Origin of the sequence: Mycobacterium sp. (genome assembly GCF_044223235.1) — a bacterium.
Taxonomy (GTDB): Bacteria; Actinomycetota; Actinomycetes; order Mycobacteriales; family Mycobacteriaceae; genus Mycobacterium.
Window position 1 is genome coordinate 1 of sequence record NZ_JBGAME010000025.1, and the last position, 22,614, is coordinate 22,614.

A 22,614-nucleotide genomic window follows, 5' to 3' on the forward strand; every position below is an offset into this window, starting at 1 on the left:
GAAGCTGAGAATTTAAGCCCCAGTAAACGGCGGTGGTAACTATAACCATCCTAAGGTAGCGAAATTCCTTGTCGGGTAAGTTCCGACCTGCACGAATGGCGTAACGACTTCTCAACTGTCTCAACCATAGACTCGGCGAAATTGCATTACGAGTAAAGATGCTCGTTACGCGCGGCAGGACGAAAAGACCCCGGGACCTTCACTACAACTTGGTATTGGTGCTCGATGCGGTTTGTGTAGGATAGGTGGGAGACTGTGAAACCCGCACGCCAGTGTGGGTGGAGTCATTGTTGAAATACCACTCTGATCGTATTGGGCCTCTAACCTCGAACCCTGAACCGGGTTCAGGAACAGTGCCTGGTGGGTAGTTTAACTGGGGCGGTTGCCTCCTAAAATGTAACGGAGGCGCCCAAAGGTTCCCTCAACCTGGACGGCAATCAGGTGTTGAGTGTAAGTGCACAAGGGAGCTTGACTGCGAGACGGACATGTCAAGCAGGGACGAAAGTCGGGACTAGTGATCCGGCACCCCCGAGTGGAAGGGGTGTCGCTCAACGGATAAAAGGTACCCCGGGGATAACAGGCTGATCTTCCCCAAGAGTCCATATCGACGGGATGGTTTGGCACCTCGATGTCGGCTCGTCGCATCCTGGGGCTGGAGCAGGTCCCAAGGGTTGGGCTGTTCGCCCATTAAAGCGGCACGCGAGCTGGGTTTAGAACGTCGTGAGACAGTTCGGTCTCTATCCGCCGCGCGCGTCAGAAGCTTGAGGAAACCTGTCCCTAGTACGAGAGGACCGGGACGGACGAACCTCTGGTACACCAGTTGTCCCACCAGGGGCACCGCTGGATAGCCACGTTCGGACAGGATAACCGCTGAAAGCATCTAAGCGGGAAACCCCCTCCAAGACCAGGCTTCTCACCCATCAAGTGGGATAAGGCCCCCCGCAGACCACGGGATCAATAGACCAGACCTACACGCCCAGCAATGGGTTCAGGGAACTGGCACTAACCGGCCGAAAACTTACACACACCCCCACAAAGGGAAAAAGAAACCAAAAACCAGTGTGTAAAACCCAACAAACAAACGCCTCGCAACCACACCACACACCCACCCCACCACCAAAACACACCCCATAAAAACACAACACAATAAAGTTACGGCGGCCACAGCGGCAGGGAAACGCCCGGACCCATCCCGAACCCGGAAGCTAAGCCTGCCAGCGCCAATGATACTACCCAACCCGGGTGGAAAAGTAGGACACCGCCGAACACACATTAAGGAGCGATTTCTTGCGATCCAGCCCGCCCCCATATCCGGTGAGGCTGCCATTCGATCCGATCACGCGATGACAGGGCACGACGATTCCGATCGGGTTGTGGCCGTTGGCCAATCCGACCGCCCGCGCGGCGCCAGGTGAGCCGATCTGCTGTGCGATCTCACCATAGGAGCGGGTCTCGCCGTAGGGAATGGTCAACAGCGCATTCCAGACCCGGCGCTGAAAAGCGGTGCCGGCCAAGGCGATATCGACGTCGAACTCGGTCAGCTCGCCATCGAAATACGCCCCGAGTTGCTCGACGGCTTCGGGGAAGGCGGTGTCGTCGGGTTCCCAACCCTCGTGGCTGGGCTCGTAGGTCTGGTCGACCATGCGCAAGTGCATGAGGGTGCCGTCGCGACCGGCCAGTGTCAGTCGCCCCACCGGGCTGTCGGTCGTGCGGAAGTGCATCGATGTCATGTCATCTCCTTCGGCGGCCACTTATTCACCTCGTGCTCGAGCGTCGTCCACAAGTGCTGGGTGGCATATGCGCGCCAAGGCCGCCAACGGGTACTGCGTACCGCCAGGCCCCGGGCATTCGAGGGCAGTCCCAGCTGTTCGGCGGCCCGGCGCAGTCCCAGATCGCTGACGGGGAACGCGTCAGGATCGCCCAGTCCGCGCATGGCGATCATCTCGACGCTCCATGGGCCGACGCCCGGCAGGGCCGACAACTGGTCGCGCGCGACATTCCAGTCGCATCCTGGATCGAGGGCGAGATGCCCGCCGTGCAGGGCACTTATCAGCGTGACGAGAGAGGCGCGCCGTGCACGGGGGAAGGCCAGATGCGCCGGATCGAGGTCGCCGAGCTCTGCCGCAGAGGGGAAAACGTGCGTCAGGCCCCCGCCGGCGTCGGTGATTCGCTGTCCATAGCCGACGGCGAGCCGTGCCGCGTGGGTGCGGGCGGCGGCGAGGGATACCTGCTGGCCGAGGATCACCCGGACGGCAAGTTCGGCTTCGTCCACGGTGCGGGGAATCCGCTGTCCAGGTGCCTTGGCCACCAGCGCGGCGAGGTCCGGATCCGCTGACAACGCGTCGACCACGGCCTCCGGGTCGGCGTCGAGATCGAGGAGACGCCGGCACCGCGCGATAGCGCTGGCCAGGTCCCCGAAGTCGTCGAGTACAAGCTGGCAGCGGACGTGGTCGGGTTGTGGTGTGAGGCTGACGATTCCGCTGCCCGACGGCAACCGGAGCGTCCGCCGATAGGCACCTTCGCGGACCTCCTCGACGCCCGGCACGGCGCTGGCGGCCAGGTGGCCGAACAATCCTTCGAAGGCGAACGGAGTGCGTGCAGGCAGGCGGAGCGAGATCGCCCCGGCCGAACGGGTGTCGGCGCATCCGAATCTGATGCGCGCGCGGCGGCGCAACTCGGTCGGGGTCAGCGCGCAGACGGCCCGGATTGTGTCGTTGAACTGCCGGATGCTGGCGAAGCCGGCGGCGAAGGCGACGTCTCCGAACGGTAGATCGGTGGTGTCGATGAGAACTCGCGCGGTCTGCGCTCGCTGGGCTCGCGCCAGCGCCAGCGGATTGGCCCCGACCTCGGCTTGCAGAATCCGCTCGAGTTGGCGGGTCGTGTAGCCGAGCCGGGCCGCCAGGCCGGTGATGCCGTCGCGGTCGACGGTGCCGTCGGCGATCAGGCGCATGGCCCTGGCCACCAGATCGTCGCGGATGTTCCACTCCGGCGATCCAGGTGACGCGTCGGGTCGGCAGCGCTTACATGCTCGAAAGCCGGCGGCTTGCGCGGCAGCGGCGGTCGGATAGAAGCGCATGTTGCGTGCGAACGGCGGACGCACCGGGCAACTGGGTCGGCAGTAGATCCTGGTCGTCAGGACCGCGGTGACGAACCAACCGTCGAACCGCGCGTCCTTGGACTGGACGGCGCGATAACAGCGGTCGAAGTCGGTGTGCACACCTCGACCCTTACACGCCGTCACCGACATGACTGGCGGAAAAACGACATCGTCGTGAATCTCGCCGCAGGTCGGCGCGGGCGAGCGCATGCCGCCTTACCAGCACAAGATGATGCCGCCACTCTCCGGTGCGTCTGGCGAACCGGAGAGTGCGGTAGCGCTTCCGTCGCGCTCCGAGGCGACCCCGGCGTTTCCCTCTCGCTGGGACCGAATGGCTCGCCCTGCGACCGTGCTCAGGATGAACCGAAGCGGCGACACGCCCCACTGACCAGGCTTCTTGTTCAGATGCATTCTCTAACTCCATGGTGATCGGTGAGCCGCATTGGGCAAGTGTGCGGCGCGGCGCGATCAGGATCGACAGTAGTCGACTACTCGATGTGCGATGCCGACACCACGACAGGGGTGCATCAGCCTCCCACCCGGCGGATCGACGTGGTCGCGGTAGCCCGGCTCGCTAGACTCCGAGCCGTGGCGGAACTGGTGCAGCGATACCTCGATCGGATCCGCGAGGAACATGCCGGCGTCACCGAGGGCCACCTTGCCGACTACATCCCCGAACTGGCTACGGTCGACCCGGACCGATTCGGGCTGTCGATGTCCACGTCTGACGGCTTCGTCTACGAATCCGGGGACACTGCAGTTGAATTCACCATCCAGTCCATTTCGAAGCCGTTCACCTATGCGCTTGCCCTCGACCAGATCGGTCAACAGGCCGTTGATGCGCGGATCGGGGTCGAGCCCTCAGGCGAGGCCTTCAACGAGATCAGCGTGGACGACACCACCAAGACGCCGAAGAACCCGATGATCAATGCGGGCGCGATCGCGGCCGTGTCGCTGGTTCCGGGTGCCACGCCCGAGGAACGGTTCGAACGCATCCACGACTTCTACTCGGCATGCGCGGGCCGGCGACTCGGCGTCGACCTCGACGTGTACGCCTCGGAGAAGGCGACCGGCAGCCGGAACCGGGCGATCGCTTACATGCTGGATTGCTTCGGGGTCCTCGACGGCGACCCCGAGGAGGTGCTCGATGTCTACTTCCGGCAGTGCTCCATCACCGTCACCTGCACCGACCTGGCACGGATGGCGGTCACCCTGGCGCGCGGCGGCGTCAACCCGCTGACCGGCAGGCGGGTCACCGATGGATCGGTGGTGCAGCGGACCCTGAGCGTGATGGTGACGTGCGGCATGTACGACGCCGCCGGTGACTGGGTGACCGCGGTCGGGATGCCCGCCAAGAGCGGTGTGGGTGGCGGTATCGTCGCGGTGCTGCCCGGCCAGCTCGGAATCGGGGTCTATTCACCACGTTTAGATCGCAAAGGCAACAGCGTGCGCGGGATAAGGGTGTGCCGCAGCCTGTCTCGCGAGCTCGGATTGCATTTCCTCACCGTGACAAGGGAATCCCGCTCAACGATACGGTCGATCTACGACGCCGCCGCGGGAATCCGGGTCTACGAGGTGCACGGCGATCTGTTGTTCACCGGGGCCGAACAGGTCTTGCGCACCATCGAACGCGACAAGGACAGCTTCGACGTCGCAATTCTCGAGGTGTCACGGGTTGACGACTCCAACGATGCCGCGCGCAACTTGCTGGCCGGGATGCGGGCGATGCTGAAGGACATCGGCAAGGAGGGCTACGTCGTCGACCCCGACGGCGTGGTGGTGCGGTTCGAGCGGCGCGACGATCCGGTCCTTGACGTGATCGTGATGCCGGATCTTCAGGATGCGATCGACTCGGCCAAGCGGTTCCGCCGTGCACTGTTCTCCTGACGCGCCGCGTGCGTGAGCCCAGTTACACCGGGAGCGTCAACCGGGTCACCTACAGTTGTGCGGTGCGCCTCGTCATCGCCCAGTGCACCGTGGACTACATCGGACGCCTCACCGCGCATCTGCCGTCGGCGCGCCGCCTGCTGCTCATCAAGGCCGACGGGTCGGTCAGCGTGCACGCCGACGACCGCGCCTACAAACCCCTGAACTGGATGAGTCCGCCGTGCTGGCTCACCGAGGACAAAGAGGGCGACCTGCCGGTCTGGGTGGTCGAAAACAAGACCGGTGAGCAGCTGCGGATCACGGTGGAGGCGGTCGAACACGACTCCAGCCATGACCTCGGGGTGGATCCGGGGTTGGTGAAGGATGGTGTGGAGGCACACCTGCAGGCGCTGCTCGCCGAACACGTGGAGTTGCTCGGGGCGGGGTACACGCTGGTGCGCCGCGAGTACATGACGCCGATCGGCCCGGTGGACCTGCTGTGCCGCGACGAGCGAGGCGGGTCGGTCGCCGTCGAGATCAAGCGGCGTGGTGAGATCGACGGCGTCGAACAGCTCACCCGCTACCTCGACCTGCTCAACCGCGACAGCCTGCTCGCCCCGGTCACCGGGGTGTTTGCCGCCCAGCAGATCAAGCCGCAGGCCCGCACGCTAGCGAGCGATCGCGGGATCCGTTGTCTGACTCTGGACTACGACAAGATGCGGGGTATGGACAGCGACGAGTACCGGCTGTTCTGAGCTCCCTACACTGTGATCATGGGCAGGCGTCGCATCCCGTCTCGTAGGCAGGGGCCGCCACCGCCGTTGCCAGCTGCGCGGCGCATCGAGATCGGTCCCGACGGATACGACTACGAGGTGCGGCCGATCGCTGCCGCGCGGGCGGTGAAGGTCTACCGGTGTCCGGGATGTGACCACGAAATCGGGGTCGGCACAGCTCATCTAGTGGTCTGGCTGGCGGACGTGGGAGATTCGGGGGCCGAGGACAGGCGGCACTGGCATACGCCTTGTTGGACGCATCGGGCCACGCGCAGCCCGACCCGCAGATGGTCTTGACGCACCGTCGATCAGACGTCGCTGCCGAACGGTGATCGTAGGGCAGCATCGCCCCGGCGTTCGGTACTCCACCGCATCGGTGTGCCCACGCCTCGGAATGAAGTAGCGGACTACTCACAGCGAACGGCTGCTGCGGCGACATCATGATGCTGCGGAGGGTCGGGCACGGGCTTCGGTCGGAGGACGCGCTCTCGGCCGCCCGCTCTGCATCCCGTATTGCGTTGTGCTGCAACGGGAGAACATATGAGGACTCGACAGCAGGGGGAGTAGGTTATGAGGCTTATCGATTTCGCATCCCGAAAGATACCGCCGGCCGCCGTCAAGGGTGCGGGCTACGACGGTGTCGTCGCCTATGTCTCGGGGTCACGCCCCGGCGCGAACTTCGGGGCGAAGCCGCTGACGCGCGAGTACGCAGATGCCCTTCGCGCCGAAGGCCTGCACATCGTCAGCAATTTCCAGTTCGGCAAACCTGGCGGAACGGCACCCTCCGATTTCACCCGGGGGTTTGACGGCGGAGTCCAAGACGCACACACCGCATTGGGGCTTCACGAGGCCGCGGGCGGCCCGGATTCCGCACCGATCATCTTCAGCATTGATGAGGACATCACGCTCGCGACGTGGAACAGGGTTGGTGTCGAGTGGTTCCGGGGCATCAACTCGGTACTCGGGGTGGCGCGCACGGGCATCTACGGGCACTCCCGGGTGTGCGCCTGGGCGATCCAAGACGAGGTGGTCGGTCAATCGACGAGTCCCGGCCGGCGATGGGTGTGGCAGACGAGGGCGTGGTCACGTGGCCAACGTGAACCGGCGGCGGTGCTGTTCCAGAACGTCGTCGACACGGCGTCGAACCCCGGGCCGCTGGTCGGCGGCACTCGTGTCGATGTCAACGAGGTACTAGCGCCGGACTTCGGGCAGTGGGATCTCGACCGGTCGTCTCGGCTTCTGGTGGCCCCACCGCATTTCGAGGAGAGCACCGAAATCCGCAGTCCGTACCATGGCTCCCGCGGCGGCACCGATGTCCTGTGGTTCGTGCTGCACACCGAGGACGGGAACAGTCCGTCCGCCCGCCACCTGGCCCGGTATCTGTCGAACAACGAGAACCGGGTCTCCTACCATTACACCGTCGACAACGACGGGAACGTGTTCAACATCGTCGACACCGCACGCTACGCGAACTCTGTTTTCCAGCCGGGCAATTCGAAGTCCATCAACCTGGCGTTCGCGGGTTCCAAGGCTGGTTGGTCGCGCCAGACCTGGCTCGAGCGGATGCGACATGGCATCGATGTCGCGGCCTACCTCGCGGTTCGAGATGCTCGCCGTCACGGGCTGCAGCCGCGGGTGATCAGTCCAGAGGAGGCCGGAAGGGGCTTGACGGGCATCACCGACCACAACGGCGTGCGGATCGCGACGGGTGTCGGGACCCACACCGATGTTGGTGCCGGCTTCGATTGGGATTACTTCCGGCAGAAGGTGAGCCAGTACGCCGCGATGCCGGCGTTGGAGCCGGAGGCGATATCCGACGATACGTATCCGGGTGCGCCGATTGCCCAGGGAGCCGTCGGCCGGCACGTGGCGATGGTTCAGGATCGGCTCAACACCGTGGCCGACGCGGGACTGCTTGTGGACGGTGAGTGCGCGACACTCACGAGCGGCGCGATCGTGGCGTTCCAACGCGGCCGCGGGCTGACCGTGGACGGCGAGATTGGCGTCGTGACATGGGCGGAGCTTTTCGCGGACCGGTTCTCCGTCGTGCCTGAAACCAACGGCCACGCGACCAGGGCGACGGCCAATTCCAGCGATCGCATGGACGGCGTAGATGGCTATCCAGACGCCGTCGGATCGTGCTCGGGCCAGTCCGGCGCCGTGGCCGACGCGGCCGAGTCGACGGGGTCACCGGCCGCGGCGCGTTCGGCCACTGGCGACCCCGTATGGCTCGAGGATGTGCTGCGTCCTGCGCTTGGCGACAGGCTGCGGACGCTTCCCGGCTGGAAAACCTCTGGCGTCGGCGGCACGATGGGCCGGATATGGGGGATCATCTGGCATCACACCGGTAATGCCCGAGCATCCGCGCGGAGCATCCGCGACGGACGCCCGGATCTCAGCGGTCCGCTCGCGCAGCTCCACATCGATCCGAACGGGATCGTGACGATCGTTGCCGTCGGCCCCTGCAACCACGGTGGACGCGGATCGTGGGTCGGCATCGGAACCGACAACGCGAACGCGGTCACAATCGGTGTGGAATGCGCATGGCCGTTCGACACCAGCATCACCGAGGGCACCCAAACCCGGGAACGCTGGCCGGATGCGCAGATCATCTCGATGCGCGACGTCGGGGCGGCGATCACCAAATTCCTTGGGGTGGAAGCGGATCACAACATCTCACACGAGGAATGGGCGAAGTTCGGACCGGCCGGGATCCGGCAAACCAAATGGGATCCGGGCAATCTCGACATGGACTGGTTCCGCGGCGAGATCGCCAAGGATATGCGCGGTGAGTTCGAGGCGTCCGAGATAAGGACGCTGACACCGCCGCAGACACCGGATTACGTCAAGGAGATCCGAGACCAGCTGCTGATCGAATGGCCGCAGCTCGGCGGGCAGACACTGGTGGACGCGATCGCCGAGATCCGCGACAAGCTGACGAAATCGCTGGAGGCGCGCGGTGAGGAAGCTGTGACCACGTCACACATCTCGGCGGGCGTGCTCCAGAACTGACCAGGCCGGCGGTGCGGGGGCGGTGGTCGGGTGGCCACCAAAGCCGCGTCGGCGCGGAACCCGCCGGGACTACCGAGTTCGGTTGAGGCGACTCGGATTCAGTGGCCAGCAAACGCATCCGGTGCCGGTTCGACCAGCTCGACCAACACACCACCCGCATCCTTGGGGTGGATGAAGTTGATCCGTGAACTGGCGGTGCCCCGCCGCGGTGCGTCGTAGAGCAGCCGGACCCCGTGGTCGCGCAGCTGCTGGGAAAGGGCGTCGATGTCACTGACCCGATAGGCGAGTTGCTGCAGGCCGGGACCGCGCTTGCCGATGAACTTGGCGATCGTCGACGTCTCGTCGAGCGGGGACATCAGCTGGATCTGCACGCTGCCCTTTGGCGCACCGCGCACCGACAGCATCGCCTCGCGGATTCCCTGCTCCTCGTTGACCTCTTCGTGCAGCACGATCATGCCGAGGTGGTCGTGGTACCACTTGATGGAGACGTCGAGGTCAGGCACCGCAATACCCACATGATCAATCCCCGTCACAAGCGCTGTGGCGAGTAACGGACGGGCGTCGACTTGATCAGCGGTCATTACTTAACGGTAACCTAATGGGAAAGATCGCGCTTCCGTGATCGGCCGGTCGGCCGCGCGGGACCCTGTGGAGGTGGAAATGACAACGTCTGTCATCGTTGCTGGAGCTCGGACACCGATTGGCAAGATGCTGGGATCGCTGAAGGATTTCTCGGCCAGCGAGCTGGGTGGGATCGCCATCAAGGGCGCGCTGGAGCGGGCCGGGGTGGCCCCGGAGGCGGTCGAGTACGTGATCATGGGGCAGATTCTGACCGCGGGTGCCGGCCAGATGCCGGCGCGGCAGGCGTCGATCGCGGCTGGGATCCCGTGGACGGTGCCGTCGTTGTCCATCAACAAGATGTGTCTGTCGGGCATCAACGCGATCGCGCTGGCCGATCAGCTGATTCGGGCCGGTGAGTACGAGGTGGTGGTCGCCGGCGGCCAGGAGTCGATGACCCAGGCGCCGCACCTGCTCAAGGGCAGCCGGGAAGGCTACAAGTACGGCGATGTGACGATGCTGGACCATATGGCCTACGACGGTCTGCACGATGTGCTCACCGACCAGTCGATGGGCGCGTTGACCGACCAGTGCAACAGTGCCGACTACCACTTCACCCGCGAAGAGCAGGACGAATACGCCGCCCAGTCGCACCGCAAGGCCGTGGCGGCGTGGAAGGACGGGGTGTTCGACGACGAGGTGGTGCCCGTGTCGATCCCGCAACGCAAGGGGGATCCGATCGAGTTCACGACCGATGAGGGCATGCGGGCCGACACCACCGTGGAGTCGCTGGCGCGGCTGCGGGCGGGCTTCCGCAAGGACGGCACCATCACCGCGGGGACCTCGTCGCAGATCTCCGACGGTGCCGCGGCGGTGGTGGTGATGAGCAAGGAGAAGGCCACCGAGCTGGGGCTGACCTGGCTGTGCGAGATCGTCGCTCATGGCGCGGTCGCAGGTGGGGATTCCACGCTGCAGTCGCAGCCGGGTCAGGCGATCACGAAGGCGCTGAGCAAGGCCGGGATCACCGCCGCCGAGCTGGACGTCGTCGAGCTCAACGAGGCGTTCTCGGCGGTCGTGCTGGCGGGCATCCGTGATCTCGATCTCGACCCGTCGATCGTCAACGCCAACGGCGGGGCGATCGCTCTGGGGCATCCGGTGGGCATGTCCGGGGCGCGGATCACTCTGCATGCCGCCCTTGAGCTGGCCCGGCGGGGTTCGGGCTACGCGGCCGCGGCGCTGTGCGGCGGCGGTGGGCAGGGCGACGCGCTGATCCTGCGGCGGCCGTGACGTCGGTCACCTCGTCAACGACGCGGTGTAGTAGCTAGCCTGACGCTCCGGCACAATGGGGCTCATGACGAGCACCTTTGATTTCCGGAGTGTGGCCGGATGGTTCCGACTGGTGGCGCTGCTCGAGGCGGTCAGCTGGGTCGGACTGCTGGTCGGGATGTACTTCAAGTACCTGGGCAGTCCACGCACCGAGATCGGTGTCAAGGTGTTCGGCATGGCGCACGGGCTGGTGTTCATCGCCTTCGTGGTGCTCGGTCTGCTGGCCGGTTTGGCGTTCAAGTGGGGCCTGGGCACATGGTTGCTGGCGTTGCTGGCGAGCATCGTGCCGCTGGGCAGTGTGATCTTCCTCATATGGGCCGACAGAACCGGCCGAATGGGGGCCGTGAGCGTCACTGGACAGCCACCGGGGCGGGTCGCCGAATCGGCATGACAGACTTGGACGCGTGACACGTCCACGACCTTCCGGCGGGCCCTCCCTGGCCGGCGCGGTTGACCTTTCGGCGCTCAAACAACGGGCCGCGGCGCCAGCCGAGGGTGCCGGCACGGGCCCCGGCACACCCGTAGGCGTCGAGATCACCGAGGCCAACCTCGAGGCCGAAGTGCTGGTCCGGTCAAGCCAGGTTCCGGTGGTGGTCCTGCTGTGGTCGCCGCGCAGCGATGCCAGCGTCCAGCTTGCGACCATGCTTGCGACCCTGGCCAACGATGACCGCGGCGCATGGTCGCTGGCGACGGTGAACGTCGACACCGCGCCGCGAGTGGCGCAGATGTTCGGGGTTCAGGCGGTGCCGACGGTGGTGGCGCTGGCCGCGGGGCAGCCCCTCTCGAGTTTTCAGGGTCCCCAGCCGCCCGAGCAGCTGCGCCGGTGGGTGGATTCCTTAATCAACGCCACCGCTGGCAAACTCGGCGGCGCCGGTGACCCCGAGCAACCCGAGGAGGTTGACCCCGAGGTCGCCCAGGCGAGGGACCACCTCGATGGCGGCGACTTCGACGCTGCGCTTCAGACGTATCAGGCCATTCTCGACAAGACGCCTGACCACGCCGAGGCGAAGGGCGCGGTCCGTCAGATCGCCTTCCTGCAACGGGCCACCCTTCAGCGCCCCGACGCAGTCACCGTCGCCGACGCTGCGCCCGGCGATGTGCAGGCCGCACTCGCCGCCGCCGATGTCGAGATCCTGCAACAGCAGGTTGCTGCCGCGTTCGACCGGCTCATCGCGCTCGTGAAGCGGACCGCCGGTGATGACCGAACCGCGGTGCGCACCCGCTTGATCGAGCTGTTCGACCTGTTCGATCCGGCCGACCCCGAGGTCATCGCCGGCCGCCGCAAGTTGGCCAACGCCCTTTACTGAGCCCTGCCGCATTTCCTCGGTGAGCAGTCGCAAAGTGTCCGTGTTTATGGGGTTTTGGCGTCTGTTCCCGGGGGAAGGCGGGGGCCCGGTCGGGCTGGGTGGTTTAGCTGGGTTCGAACCAGAGTGCTGAAAGTGGTGGTAGGACCATGAGGGCTGAGGCTGGTCGGCCGTGCCAGGGGGTGTCGGTGGCTTCGATGGCGCCGAGGTTGCCGGTGCCGGTGCCGTTGTAGGTGGTGGCGTCGGTGTTGAGGATTTCGTGCCAGGCGCCGCGGTGGGGTAGGCCCAGGCGGTAGCGGGTGTGTTCGGTGCCGGAGAAGTTGAACACGCAGGCAAGTACGGATCCGTCGGTGCCGAAGCGCAGGAAGCTCAGCACGTTGTTGGCTGAGTCGTTGGCGTCGATCCAGGAGTAGCCTTCGGGTTTGGTGTCTTGGGACCACAGCGCGGGGTGGGTGCGGTAAAGGGTGTTCATGTCGCGCAGCATGGTTTGGATGCCGGTGGAGAAGCTGTGTTCGTCGAGTTGATACCAGTCCAGCCCGCGTTGTTCGGACCACTCGGCGCGTTGGCCGAATTCTTGGCCCATGAACAGGAGTTGTTTGCCGGGGTGGGCCCATTGGTAGGCCAGCAGGGTGCGCAGGCCGGCGGCTTTGACGTGGTCGTTGCCGGGCATGCGGCCCCAGAGGGTGCCTTTGCCGTGGACGACTTCGTCGTGGCTGATGGGCAGGACGTAGTTCTCGCTGAAGGCGTAGAGCATGGAGAACGTCATCTCGTGGTGGTGGTAGCTGCGGTAGATGGGGTCGCGGCTGATGTAGTCGAGGGTGTCGTTCATCCAGCCCATATTCCATTTCATGGAGAAGCCCAGCCCGCCCAGAGTGGTGGGTCGGGTGACTCCGGGCCAGGAGGTGGACTCTTCGGCGACGGTGACGATGCCGGGGGCGGTTTTGTGGACAGTGGCGTTCATTTCCTGCAGGAATTGCACGGCTTCGAGGTTCTCCCGGCCGCCGTAGACGTTGGGTGTCCAGCCGTCGGCCGGTCGCGAGTAGTCCAGGTAGAGCATGGAGGCCACGGCGTCCACGCGCAGTCCGTCGATGTGGAATTCCTTCAGCCAGTACAGGGCGTTGGCCACGAGGAAGTTGCGGACTTCGGCGCGGCCGAAGTCGAAGACGTAGGTGCCCCAGTCGAGTTGTTCACCGCGGTGGGGGTCGGCGTGTTCGTAGAGCGCGGTGCCGTCGAAGCGGCCCAAGGCCCAGGCGTCTTTGGGGAAATGCGCGGGTACCCAGTCCATGATCACGCCGATACCGGCCTGGTGGAGGTGGTCGATGAGGTAGCGCAGGTCGTCGGGGGTGCCCAGTCGTGCGGTGGGGGCGTAGTAGGAGGTGACTTGATAGCCCCAGGAGCCGCCGAACGGGTGCTCGGCTACCGGCATCAGTTCGACGTGGGTGAAGCCTTGCTGAACCACGTAATCGGTCAACTCGACGGCTAGTTGGCGGTAGGACAGGCCGGGGCGCCACGACATCAGGTGGACCTCGTAGGTGCTCATCGGCTCGAACACCGGATTCAGCGCCGCCCGGCGATGCATCCAGTCCTCGTCGCCCCAGGTGTAGTCGCTGACGGTGACTTTGGAGGCGGTCCGGGGGGGCGTTTCGGTGGCGAAGGCCATCGGGTCGGCGCGGTCGGTGATGCTGCCGTCGGCGCCGTGGACGCGGAATTTGTAGAAACCATCGGGGGCGAAGCCGGGCCAGAACAGCTCCCATACCCCGGTGGAGCCCAGCACCCGCATCGGGGCGTCGTTGCCGCCCCAGCCGTTGAATTCGCCGATCAGGCTGACGCCCGTGGCGTTGGGTGCCCACACCGCGAAGGACACCCCGCTGACCTCGCCGTCGGGCAGGGTGAAGGTGCGCGGATGCGCGCCCAGTACCTCCCACAGCCGCTCGTGGCGGCCCTCGGAGAACAGGTGCAGATCGATCTCGCCGAGGGTGGGCAGGAACCGGTAGGCGTCGGCCACGGTCGGACCGAAACTGCCGCCGTCCGGTGTCGGATAGCCGATCTCCAGCCGGTAGTCGACCAGGTTGGTGAACGGCAGCGCTACGGCGAACAACCCAGAATCGATGTGCTGCAACCGATAGCGTTCACCACCGATCACAGCGGTGACATGCTTGGCGTTCGGTTTGAACGCCCGGATCACCGTCTGATCACCGTATTCATGGGCACCCAAGATCGAATGCGGATCGTGATGCTCGCCCGCCAGCAAGCGGCCCAGGTCCGACGGGTCGGGCCGCAGGTGCACACTGGTGAGTTGATCGGTTCGCGTCATTGGTCTTTCACTCCCTGCGTAGCAAGTTGAATCGAGACTCGTACGGTATGACCGGCAGATTGAGCACATGCGCGACCGCCCTGACCGGATCGATCCGCACGTAATTCGATTGTCCCCATTGGTATTCCTCGCCTGTGATCTCGTCGCGCACCCAGAACCGGTCGTACCACTCCATTCCGAGTGCGGGCATGTCCAGCCGCAGCGTGGCTTCTTCCGGGCCGAACGCGTTCAGCGTCACGACCACCAGCACACAGTCACCGGTCACCGGATCGAACTTGCTGAACGCCAGCAGCGCGTCATTGTCGATGGAATGGAACTTGATGGTGCGCAGTTGGCGCAGCGCGGGGTGGTTGCGGCGAATCTCGTTGAGCCGCGCCAGGAACGGCTCAAGTGAGTGTCCTTCGGCCAGCGCCCCCTCGAAATCGCGGGGGCGCAGTTCATACTTCTCCGAGTTCAGGTACTCCTCGCTGCCGGGGCGCACGGCGCGGTGCTCGAAGAGTTCGAAGCCGGAGTACACCCCCCACGACGAACTCATGGTGGACGCGAGCACGGCGCGGATGGCAAACATGCCCGGCCCGCCGTGCTGCAGGCTTTCGTGCAGGATGTCGGGGGTGTTGACCCATAGACTCGGGCAGGCAACGTCGGCGTGCTCGGCGATCTGCTGGCCGAACTCGGTGATCTCCCACTTGGACGTGCGCCAGGTGAAGTACGAATACGACTGGGTGAAGCCGAGTTTCGCCAAACCATAGAGCCGCGCGGGTCTGGTGAAGGCCTCCGAGAGGAAGATCACGTCGGGGTCGTCGTTCTTGATGTGGCCGATGAGCCATGCCCAGAAGTTCGGCGGCTTGGTGTGCGGGTTGTCGACCCGGAAGACCTTGATGCCGTGGGAAACCCAGTACCGGACCACACGCAGGCACTCCTGGAAGAGGCCGGCTGGATCGGTGTCGAAGTTCAGCGGGTAGATGTCCTGGTACTTCTTCGGCGGATTCTCCGCATAGGCGATGGTGCCGTCCGGAAGTACGGTGAACCACTCGCGATGCGCCTTGGCCCACGGGTGATCCGGTGCGCATTGCAGCGCGAGGTCCAGTGCCACCTCCAGGCCCTGGTCGCGGGCGGCCGCGACGAAGGCGTCAAAGTCGTCGATGGTGCCGAGCCTCGGGTGCACCGCATCGTGGCCGCCCTCGTCGCTGCCGATCGCCCAGGGTGACCCGACGTCCTCGGGCGCGGAGGTAACCGAGTTGTTGCGGCCCTTGCGATGGACGTGGCCGATCGGGTGAATGGGCGGCAGGTAGACGATGTTGAAGCCCATCCGCGCGATGCGCGGGAGCGCGGCGGCCGCCGTGACGAACGTGCCGTGGACGGGGTGGCCCCCCTCGTCCCAGCCGCCGGTGGAGCGGGGGAATATTTCGTACCAGGCACTCACCCGGCCCAGCGGGCGGTCCACCCACACGCCGTATTGCTTTCCGCGGGTGAGCAATTCGCGCAGCGGATACTGGTCGAGGAGTTCGGTGACCTCTTCGGACAACGCCCCCCCGGCCCGCCAGAATGGATCGCCCGGCGTGCGCAGCGTCGTCGCCGCCTCCAACAGCGGATCGCGCAGCTTGCGGGGCAGACCGCTGGAGGCCCGCTCCAGCAGCCGCGCACCGAGCAGCAGGTCGTTGGACAGCTCGGACTCGCTCTGCCCTGCGTCGAGTTTGGCCGTGACGTTGTGGCGCCACGTGCTGATCGGGTCGCCCCAGCCGTCCACCCGGAAGGTCCACAGGCCGACGATGTCGGGGGTGAACTGGCCGTGGAAGAGGTCCGGTGTGGTTCCCAGCGACATCGGCAGCCGCTGCGGCTTGATCGGGGTGGCCGGATTGACGACGTCCTGGATCGGAACCGGCTGAACCGTCGCGGCCAGCCCGGGTGGATCCTCGGCCAGCGGCGGGTAAGCGGCGCCGTGGTAGCGCACCACCAGCGATGCGGAGACCGCGTCGTGACCCTCGCGCCACACCGAAGCGCACACCGGTATCACCTCGCCGACCACGGCCTTCGCCGGGAAGCGTCCGCCGGAAACGACGGGCTGCACGTCGTCGATCTCGATACGACCGGCCACCAACTCACTCCTTACGCTGGCGCGGCCGCTGACTAAGTCTGCCGACGCGGCCGCTATCTGCTTGTCTGGTCTACAGCCTCTGTCGCGCCTGTACCCACCGTAATGGCCGGTTCAATCCCCCGTGGTCGAAGAGATCACTTGGCTGGTCTGCGCCCGCACAATTTCTCAGTAAGGTGATGACGCGTGAAAGCTCTGCGTCGGTTCACCGTCCGCACTCACCTGCCCGGCCGGCTCGCGGCGCTGGAGAAGCTGTCCATCAATCTGCGGTGGTCGTGGCATAAGCCGGCTCAGGATCTGTTTGCGTCGATCGACCGAAACCTGTGGGAACGCGTGGGTTTTGACCCGGTTGCGTTGCTTGGAGAGGTCAGTCCGGTGCGCCTCGACGCACTGGCGGCCGACCAGGATTTCCTGGCCGCACTCGACCGTCAGGCGGCCGATCTCGACGACTACCTGACCAAGCCCCTGTGGTATCAGCAGCAGCTCGCCGCCGGAGCGGCGTTGCCGGTCGGAATCGCTTACTTCTCAATGGAGTTCGGTGTCACCGCGGTGCTGCCGAACTACTCGGGCGGCCTGGGCATCCTGGCGGGTGATCATCTGAAAGCCTCGTCCGACCTGGGCCTTCCATTGATCGCGGTGGGATTGCACTACCGCTCCGGATACTTCCGGCAGTCGCTGACAACCGATGGCTGGCAAGCCGAAACCTACCCGTCGGAGGATCCCCAGGGGTTGCCGCTGCGGCTGCTGTGCGACGGCACCGGGTCGCCCGCGCTGATCGAACTGGACATGCCCGACGACCGAGTGCTTCGCGCACGGGTATGGATCGCGCAGGTCGGCCGGGTTCCGCTGCTGCTGCTGGATTCCGACATCCCCGAGAACGAACACGAGCTGCGCAACGTCACCGACCGGCTCTACGGCGGCGACCAGGGGCACCGCATCAAGCAGGAGATGCTGGCGGGCATCGGGGGTGTGCGCGCGATCCGGGCGTTCACCGAGATCGAGCAGCTGCCCGATCCCGAGGTTTTCCACATGAACGAAGGCCATGCCGGCTTCCTGGGGGTGGAACGCATCAGTGAACTGATGGCCGATTCCGATATGGATTTCAGCACCGCGCTGGCGGCGGTGCGGTCCAGCACGGTGTTCACCACCCACACACCGGTCCCCGCCGGCATCGACCGGTTCCCGGTGGAGATGATCAAGCGTTACTTCGGCCGACCGCAGGCCCCGTCGGGTGCGGACTCACGGCTGCTGGCCGGTGTGCCGCTGGACCGCATTGTCGCCTTCGGCGCGGAGGACGATCCGTCGAAGTTCAACATGGCCCACATGGGTCTGCGACTGGCCCAGCGCGCCAACGGGGTTTCACTGCTGCACGGTCGGGTCAGCAGGGAGATGTTCAGCGAGCTGTGGCCGGGATTCGACGCGACCGAGGTGCCGATCGGATCGATCACCAACGGTGTGCACGCGCCGACGTGGGCGGCGCCGCAATGGATCGCGAAGGCCAAAACCCTCACCGGCGGCGCCTCGCTCACCGAGGGCAGCACCTGGGAGTCGCTCAAGGACGTCGAACCCGAGCAGTTGTGGCAGATCCGCGACGAGTTGCGCGGCCTGCTCATCGAGGATGTCCGGCGCAGGCTGCGGGCGTCCTGGCATCAGCGAGGCATGGCCGAGGCCGAACTGGGCTGGATCTCCTCGGCATTCGATCCGAACGTGCTGACCATCGGTTTCGCCCGCCGGGTGCCGACCTACAAGCGGCTGACCCTGATGCTGCGTGATCCCGAACGCCTCGAGAGGCTGCTGCTCGACGACCAGCGGCCGATCCAGCTCGTCGTGGCGGGCAAGTCACATCCGGCCGACGACGGCGGCAAGCGGTTGATCCAGCAGGTGGTGCGGTTCGCCGACCGCAGCGAGGTACGGCACCGGATCGCGTTCCTGCCCGACTACGACATGCGGATGGCACGCCTTCTGTACTGGGGGTGTGACGTCTGGCTGAACAACCCGCTGCGCCCGCTGGAGGCCTGCGGTACGTCGGGAATGAAGAGCGCGCTCAACGGTGGGCTGAACCTGTCGATCCGAGACGGCTGGTGGGATGAGTGGTACGACGGCGAGAACGGCTGGGAGATCCCGACCGCCGACGGTGTCACCGACGAGGAGCGCCGCGACGACCTGGAGGCGTCCGCGCTCTACGACCTGCTGGAGAAGTCGGTGGCGCCGACCTTCTACGAGCGTGACGAGCGCGGGGTGCCGCCGCGCTGGGCCGAGATGGTGCGCCACACGCTGGCCACGCTCGGGCCCAAGGTGTTGGCCTCCCGGATGGTTCGCGACTACACCGAGCAGTACTACGCGCCGGCGGCCAAGTCGCTGCGCAGGACCGTCGAGGTGGGCGCTGCCGCCGGGCTGGCGGCCTACCGGCAGCGTGCCGAGGACGCCTGGCCGAAGATCGAGATCACCGATGTCGACAGCACCGGGCTGCCGGACACCCCGCTGCTCGGCTCCGAGTTGACGCTGACCGCGACGGTCCATCTGGCCGGACTCAAACACGACGAGGTGACGGTGCAGGCCCTGCTTGGACGCGTTGACGGCGACGGCTCACTTCTGAATCCGATCACCGTGCCGATGGCCTACGCGGGCATCGGGGATGGCGGCAACGAGACGTTCTCGTCCACCACGCCGCTGCCGGTTGCCGGGCCGGTGGGCTACACCGTGCGGGTGCTGCCGCACCACCCGCTGCTGGCCGGCGACACCGAACTCGGGCTCGTCACCCTCGCCTGATCAGGGGAACCGCTTCACGCAGCGGTCCACGTCGCTGAGCACGCCGAGACGGAACGCGTCGATGCGGGAGAAGCCCGACGGCACCGATTCGCCGTTGACGTCGCTGGCCGCCAAGCCGTTGGTGAGGATGCCCGAGACCGCCTCGTCGACGTCGCCGGCGGTCAGCATGATCGTGTTGCCGTCGGGTGTGGTGACCTCGTGTGACAGTTTCGTGGTGGCCACGCCCGTCAGGCATGCGGTGCGCAGCGCTGCGACGGCGTTGTCGAGGACCAGCCCGCCCTCGTGCTGGACGGCCTGCATGTAGCGCGAGATCAGGATCGAGTACGCGCTGTTGTCCCCGGTGACAGGACCACCATCGGCCTCATCGGACTGCCTGCCCAGCGCCGTCAGCTCGGCCATGTCGACCGTGATGGTGTTGGTCGCGGGGCAGAACGACACCGGGGGACTGGGACGTGCGTCGGAGCACGCCACCTTCGCATCGAAGCTCAGCTGGGGCGGGTTGGCAGGCTTGAACAGGATGTTCATCGCGTCGACCATCTGCCGGACCGAGTCCTCGGAGACCGCCAGCTCGCCGGATAGATCTTCGGGCAGGAGCACGGGGAGATCGCCGCGGCGCTGAGCGATCTCACGCGGGTCGATCGCCGCGCATGCGGGTGGTCCGTCGGTGAAACCGAACTGGAACGCCGACACCCGCTCGAACGCCGAGCCGTGTTCGTCGACCCCAACCAGATCGTCGCCCTCGCTGAGAACCGGGTCGCGGAATGCGATCACCGACGCCAGCACGTTGTTAAGCCCATCGCCGGTGCTCAAGGTGAACCGCGACGAATTCCCTTCGGCAACCCAGCGCATGTAGGCCCCGGACAGGCAGTCGGCCTGCTGCTCGGCCACCAGGGTCTGCGTACCCCTGCTGACCAGTCCGGCCTGGCGCTGGATGGCGTGGCCGTACTCGTGGGCCAGCACCATCACGACGCCCATCTCGCCGTTGGCGTCGAGCAGGGCGGGCATCAGCACGCCGCGATCCCATCCGATGGTCTGGTCCTCCAGGCAGAACCCGGCGTTGATGAGCCCGTACGTGTACTGATCGCAGAACCGGCCATCGTAGCTGTCCGCATCCCACGAGATGAGGTCGTTCACGGGTGTGAACCCCTCGCCGAACGTCTGCGAATAGGCCTCGCCCCAATAGTCCTCGATGTCGCTGATCGCGCTGGCGGCCAGGTTGTCGATGTCTCCGCCGTCGGTGTCGGTGACCTCGCGTGACGGTGGCTGTGCGTCGGGCCGCAGCCCGGTGGGCCCTTCGGTCGCCGCCATGCCCGCGACCCGGAACGGGTCGTCGAAAACTGACACGGCTTTGCCATGCACCGTCGTGGAGCAGGCGGCGACGAGCACCGCTGTGACACCCGAGAGGGCGATACCCAGCAGGTGTTGGGAGCGCATGGGGAGCGCCTTTCGGATTGGTCGGGCGGCCCGTGGCGGCACGCGCGGAAAGTTCGCTGTCAGGCTGACAGGATAGTGAACAAACCTGCGCGGCGGTCCGCATCAGCCGCGCAGGCGTTGCAGGGCGCCGCGGACCTGCTGCGGGTCGGTGGTGGACCAGAACGGCGGCAGCGACGCACGCAGGTAGCCCCCGTAGCGGGCGGTCGCCATCCGGGAGTCCAGCACGGCGACCACCCCGCGATCGTCGACTCGCCGCAGCAGCCGCCCCGCGCCCTGGGCCAGCAGCAGGGCCGCGTGGCTGGCCGCGACGGTCATGAAGCCGTTGCCGCCGTGGGCGCTCACCGCGCGCTGGCGGGCCGTCAGCAGGGGATCGTCGGGGCGCGGGAACGGGATCCGGTCGATCAGCACCAGCGACAGCGACGGGCCGGGCACGTCGACGCCCTGCCACAGCGACAGCGTGCCGAAAAGCGACGTCTCGGGTTCGGCTGCGAACCGCTCGACCAGCGCGGAGGTGGTGTCCTCGCCCTGACACAACACCGGGGTGCCAAGCCGCTCACGCATCACCTCCGCGGCCGCCTTTGCGGCGCGCATGGACGAGAACAGCCCGAGCGTGCGGCCGCCCGCGGCGGTGATCAGCTCCTCGATCTCGCGCAGCTGCTCGGCCGACCCGGTGCCGTCGCGCCCAGGCGGCGGCAGGTGGGCGGCCACGTAGAGGATGCCGGCCCTGGCGTGGTCGAACGGCGAGCCGACGTCGAGACCCCGCCAGGCGGGCACGTCCTCGTCGCCGGATCCGGTGAGTCCCCACGCAGCCGCCATCGCCTCGAACGTGCCGCCGAGCGTCAACGTCGCGGAGGTCAGCACGACCGTCGCCTGGCCGAACAGCCTGCTGCGCAACAGTCCTGCCACCGACAGCGGCGCGACTCGCAGCACCGCCCTGGTGTCGTCGCGGTCCAGCCAGACCACGTCGGTGCGGTCGGGGACGGCGGGCCCGAACGAGCCGATGATGCGGGCCGCGGTGTCGGCGACGTCGGCAAGCGCGGTGACCGCCTCCGTGCGGGCCGAGGCCGCCTTCGGATCCCCGGGCGAGGTGTCGATCGCCGACCGGACCGTGCTCGCCGCATCCCGCAGCGCGGTCAGATACGTCGCCATCTCGTCGTCGAGCCGGTCGATGCGGCCGGGCTCGGCGTCGTGGACGGCCGACGACAGCGTGGCGATGGTGGCTTCCAGCCGCTGGGCGAGTTCGGGATCTACCAGCCCGGCCGCGCGTCGATGGGCCACGCCCATCGAGGTCGCCGACAGTTCGGCGGTGGCCACCCCGGTGACCCGGTCGACCAGTTCGTGGGCCTCGTCGACGACGAGCGCATCGTGTTCGGGCAGCACCGCGGCGTCGGAGATGGCGTCGATGGCCAGCAGCGCGTGGTTGGTGACCACCACATCGGCGCGGCCCGCGACGTCGCGGGCCTTCTCGGCGAAGCAGTCCGTGCCGAACGGGCAGCGCGCCACTCCCAGGCATTCCCGCGCGGACACGCTGACCTGCGACCACGACCGGTCGGGCACGCCGGGTTTGAGTTCGTCGCGATCCCCGGTGTCGGTGTTCGACGACCATTCGGAGAGGCGCTGCACGTCGCGGCCGAGCGTGCTGACCGCGACGGGCGAGAACAGCTCCTCCTGCGGCCCATCGGCGGGCTCCGCGGCGCCGCTGTGAATCTTGTTCAGGCACAGGTAGTTTCCGCGGCCCTTCAACAGCGCGAACGTGGGCCTGCGCGGCAGTGCGACGGTCAGGGCGTCGGCGAGGCGGGGCAGGTCGCGGTTGACGAGCTGGCGTTGCAGGGCGATCGTCGCCGTCGAAATGACGACCGGCTCGCCGGTGGTCACCGCCCGTGCGATGGCGGGGACGAGGTAGGCCAGCGACTTTCCGGTGCCGGTGCCCGCCTGCACGGCCAGGTGCTCACCGGTGTCGAAGGCGCCTGCGACGGCCTCGGCCATCTCCACCTGCCCGGTGCGCTCGCTGCCGCCCACCCCGGCGACGGCCCGGGCCAACAGCGCGCTGACGGGTTCCACTACCGCGG

General features: G+C 66.4%; 14 protein-coding genes, 2 rRNA genes and 2 pseudogenes. 11 read left to right on the forward strand and 7 right to left on the reverse strand.

From position 1 onward, the window contains the following. Both ADBZ6K_RS22035 and rrf read left to right on the forward strand, forming a co-directional pair. Positions 1 to 1,026 (forward strand): 23S ribosomal RNA (locus ADBZ6K_RS22035); the annotation flags it as partial. A gap of 127 nt (positions 1,027 to 1,153) precedes the next feature. Beyond that, positions 1,154 to 1,267: ribosomal RNA gene (gene rrf / locus ADBZ6K_RS22040) — 5S ribosomal RNA — on the forward strand. 1 nt (position 1,268) lies between these two features. Here the strand turns inward: rrf and ADBZ6K_RS22045 are convergent. Then, positions 1,269 to 1,730, reverse strand: a pseudogene (locus tag ADBZ6K_RS22045) (methylated-DNA--[protein]-cysteine S-methyltransferase); the annotation flags it as partial. Then, positions 1,727 to 3,217: an AlkA N-terminal domain-containing protein gene (locus tag ADBZ6K_RS22050; RefSeq protein ID WP_526350675.1), complete on the reverse strand. Its 1,491-nt coding sequence runs from the start codon at positions 3,215 to 3,217 to the stop codon at positions 1,727 to 1,729. The gene ADBZ6K_RS22050 and the pseudogene ADBZ6K_RS22045, both read right to left, overlap by 4 nt. Positions 3,218 to 3,685: 468 nt before the next feature. Here ADBZ6K_RS22050 and glsA point away from each other — a divergent pair, with 468 nt between their 5' ends. From glsA to ADBZ6K_RS22075, 5 genes and pseudogenes are all read left to right on the forward strand, one after another. Beyond that, entirely contained in the window at positions 3,686 to 4,984 is a 1,299-nt protein-coding gene (gene glsA, locus ADBZ6K_RS22055) for a glutaminase A (protein ID WP_526350677.1), read from the forward strand. A 62-nt stretch (positions 4,985 to 5,046) separates the two neighbouring features. Continuing rightward, a complete protein-coding gene (nucS, locus tag ADBZ6K_RS22060) occupies positions 5,047 to 5,718 on the forward strand; it encodes an endonuclease NucS (protein ID WP_526350679.1) in 672 nt (223 codons plus the stop codon). Between the two features lie 18 nt (positions 5,719 to 5,736). Continuing rightward, positions 5,737 to 6,033 carry an Rv1322 family protein gene (locus tag ADBZ6K_RS22065; RefSeq protein WP_526350681.1) on the forward strand — a complete coding sequence of 99 codons (297 nt, stop codon included), beginning with the start codon at positions 5,737 to 5,739 and terminating at the stop codon, positions 6,031 to 6,033. A 273-nt stretch (positions 6,034 to 6,306) separates the two neighbouring features. Further along, a pseudogene (locus ADBZ6K_RS22070) lies at positions 6,307 to 6,963 on the forward strand (glycoside hydrolase domain-containing protein); the annotation flags it as partial. Positions 6,964 to 6,978: 15 nt separating this feature from the next. Then, positions 6,979 to 8,748 carry an N-acetylmuramoyl-L-alanine amidase gene (locus ADBZ6K_RS22075; RefSeq protein WP_526350802.1) on the forward strand — a complete coding sequence of 590 codons (1,770 nt, stop codon included), beginning with the start codon at positions 6,979 to 6,981 and terminating at the stop codon, positions 8,746 to 8,748. A 98-nt stretch (positions 8,749 to 8,846) separates the two neighbouring features. On the opposite strand, the gene mce is transcribed toward ADBZ6K_RS22075, so the two are convergent. Next, entirely contained in the window at positions 8,847 to 9,329 is a 483-nt protein-coding gene (gene mce / locus ADBZ6K_RS22080) for a methylmalonyl-CoA epimerase (RefSeq protein WP_526350683.1), read from the reverse strand. 79 nt (positions 9,330 to 9,408) lie between these two features. Here mce and ADBZ6K_RS22085 point away from each other — a divergent pair, with 79 nt between their 5' ends. From ADBZ6K_RS22085 to ADBZ6K_RS22095, 3 genes are read left to right on the forward strand one after another with little or no spacing between them, the layout of a single operon-like run. Next, complete coding sequence (locus ADBZ6K_RS22085; protein ID WP_526350685.1) at positions 9,409 to 10,593, forward strand: thiolase family protein; 1,185 nt, start codon at positions 9,409 to 9,411, stop codon at positions 10,591 to 10,593. 55 nt (positions 10,594 to 10,648) lie between these two features. Next, complete coding sequence (locus ADBZ6K_RS22090; RefSeq protein WP_526350687.1) at positions 10,649 to 11,023, forward strand: DUF3817 domain-containing protein; 375 nt, start codon at positions 10,649 to 10,651, stop codon at positions 11,021 to 11,023. A 13-nt stretch (positions 11,024 to 11,036) separates the two neighbouring features. Then, positions 11,037 to 11,939 (forward strand): tetratricopeptide repeat protein, encoded by a 903-nt coding sequence (locus tag ADBZ6K_RS22095; protein ID WP_526350689.1) that lies wholly within the window; start codon positions 11,037 to 11,039, stop codon positions 11,937 to 11,939. A gap of 103 nt (positions 11,940 to 12,042) precedes the next feature. On the opposite strand, the gene glgB is transcribed toward ADBZ6K_RS22095, so the two are convergent. Then, a complete protein-coding gene (glgB, locus tag ADBZ6K_RS22100; protein ID WP_526350691.1) occupies positions 12,043 to 14,250 on the reverse strand; it encodes a 1,4-alpha-glucan branching protein GlgB in 2,208 nt (735 codons plus the stop codon). Positions 14,251 to 14,257: 7 nt separating this feature from the next. After that, entirely contained in the window at positions 14,258 to 16,345 is a 2,088-nt protein-coding gene (locus ADBZ6K_RS22105; RefSeq protein WP_526350693.1) for a maltotransferase domain-containing protein, read from the reverse strand. 183 nt (positions 16,346 to 16,528) lie between these two features. Here ADBZ6K_RS22105 and glgP point away from each other — a divergent pair, with 183 nt between their 5' ends. Continuing rightward, on the forward strand, positions 16,529 to 19,111 hold the full coding sequence (glgP, locus tag ADBZ6K_RS22110; protein ID WP_526350695.1) for an alpha-glucan family phosphorylase: 2,583 nt from the start codon (positions 16,529 to 16,531) through the stop codon (positions 19,109 to 19,111). Here the strand turns inward: glgP and ADBZ6K_RS22115 are convergent, their stop codons facing one another. Together ADBZ6K_RS22115 and ADBZ6K_RS22120 are read right to left on the reverse strand one after the other, a co-directional pair. Next, a complete protein-coding gene (locus tag ADBZ6K_RS22115) occupies positions 19,112 to 20,545 on the reverse strand; it encodes a neutral zinc metallopeptidase (protein ID WP_526350697.1) in 1,434 nt (477 codons plus the stop codon). It lies immediately after the preceding gene. Between the two features lie 102 nt (positions 20,546 to 20,647). After that, positions 20,648 to 22,606 carry an ATP-dependent DNA helicase gene (locus tag ADBZ6K_RS22120; RefSeq protein ID WP_526350699.1) on the reverse strand — a complete coding sequence of 653 codons (1,959 nt, stop codon included), beginning with the start codon at positions 22,604 to 22,606 and terminating at the stop codon, positions 20,648 to 20,650. Between the last annotated feature and the right edge of the window lie 8 nt (positions 22,607 to 22,614).

What these genes read in the sequence shown, in the direction of transcription:
- ADBZ6K_RS22085 (WP_526350685.1), top strand. Translation starts at nt 9,409, where the DNA reads ATGACAACGTCTGTCATCGTTGCTGGAGCTCGGACACCGATTGGCAAG.
- ADBZ6K_RS22115 (WP_526350697.1), bottom strand. Translation starts at nt 20,545, where the DNA reads ATGCGCTCCCAACACCTGCTGGGTATCGCCCTCTCGGGTGTCACAGCG.
- ADBZ6K_RS22090 (WP_526350687.1), top strand. Translation starts at nt 10,649, where the DNA reads ATGGGGCTCATGACGAGCACCTTTGATTTCCGGAGTGTGGCCGGATGG.
- ADBZ6K_RS22065 (WP_526350681.1), top strand. Translation starts at nt 5,737, where the DNA reads ATGGGCAGGCGTCGCATCCCGTCTCGTAGGCAGGGGCCGCCACCGCCG.
- glgB (WP_526350691.1), bottom strand. Translation starts at nt 14,250, where the DNA reads ATGACGCGAACCGATCAACTCACCAGTGTGCACCTGCGGCCCGACCCG.
- mce (WP_526350683.1), bottom strand. Translation starts at nt 9,329, where the DNA reads ATGACCGCTGATCAAGTCGACGCCCGTCCGTTACTCGCCACAGCGCTT.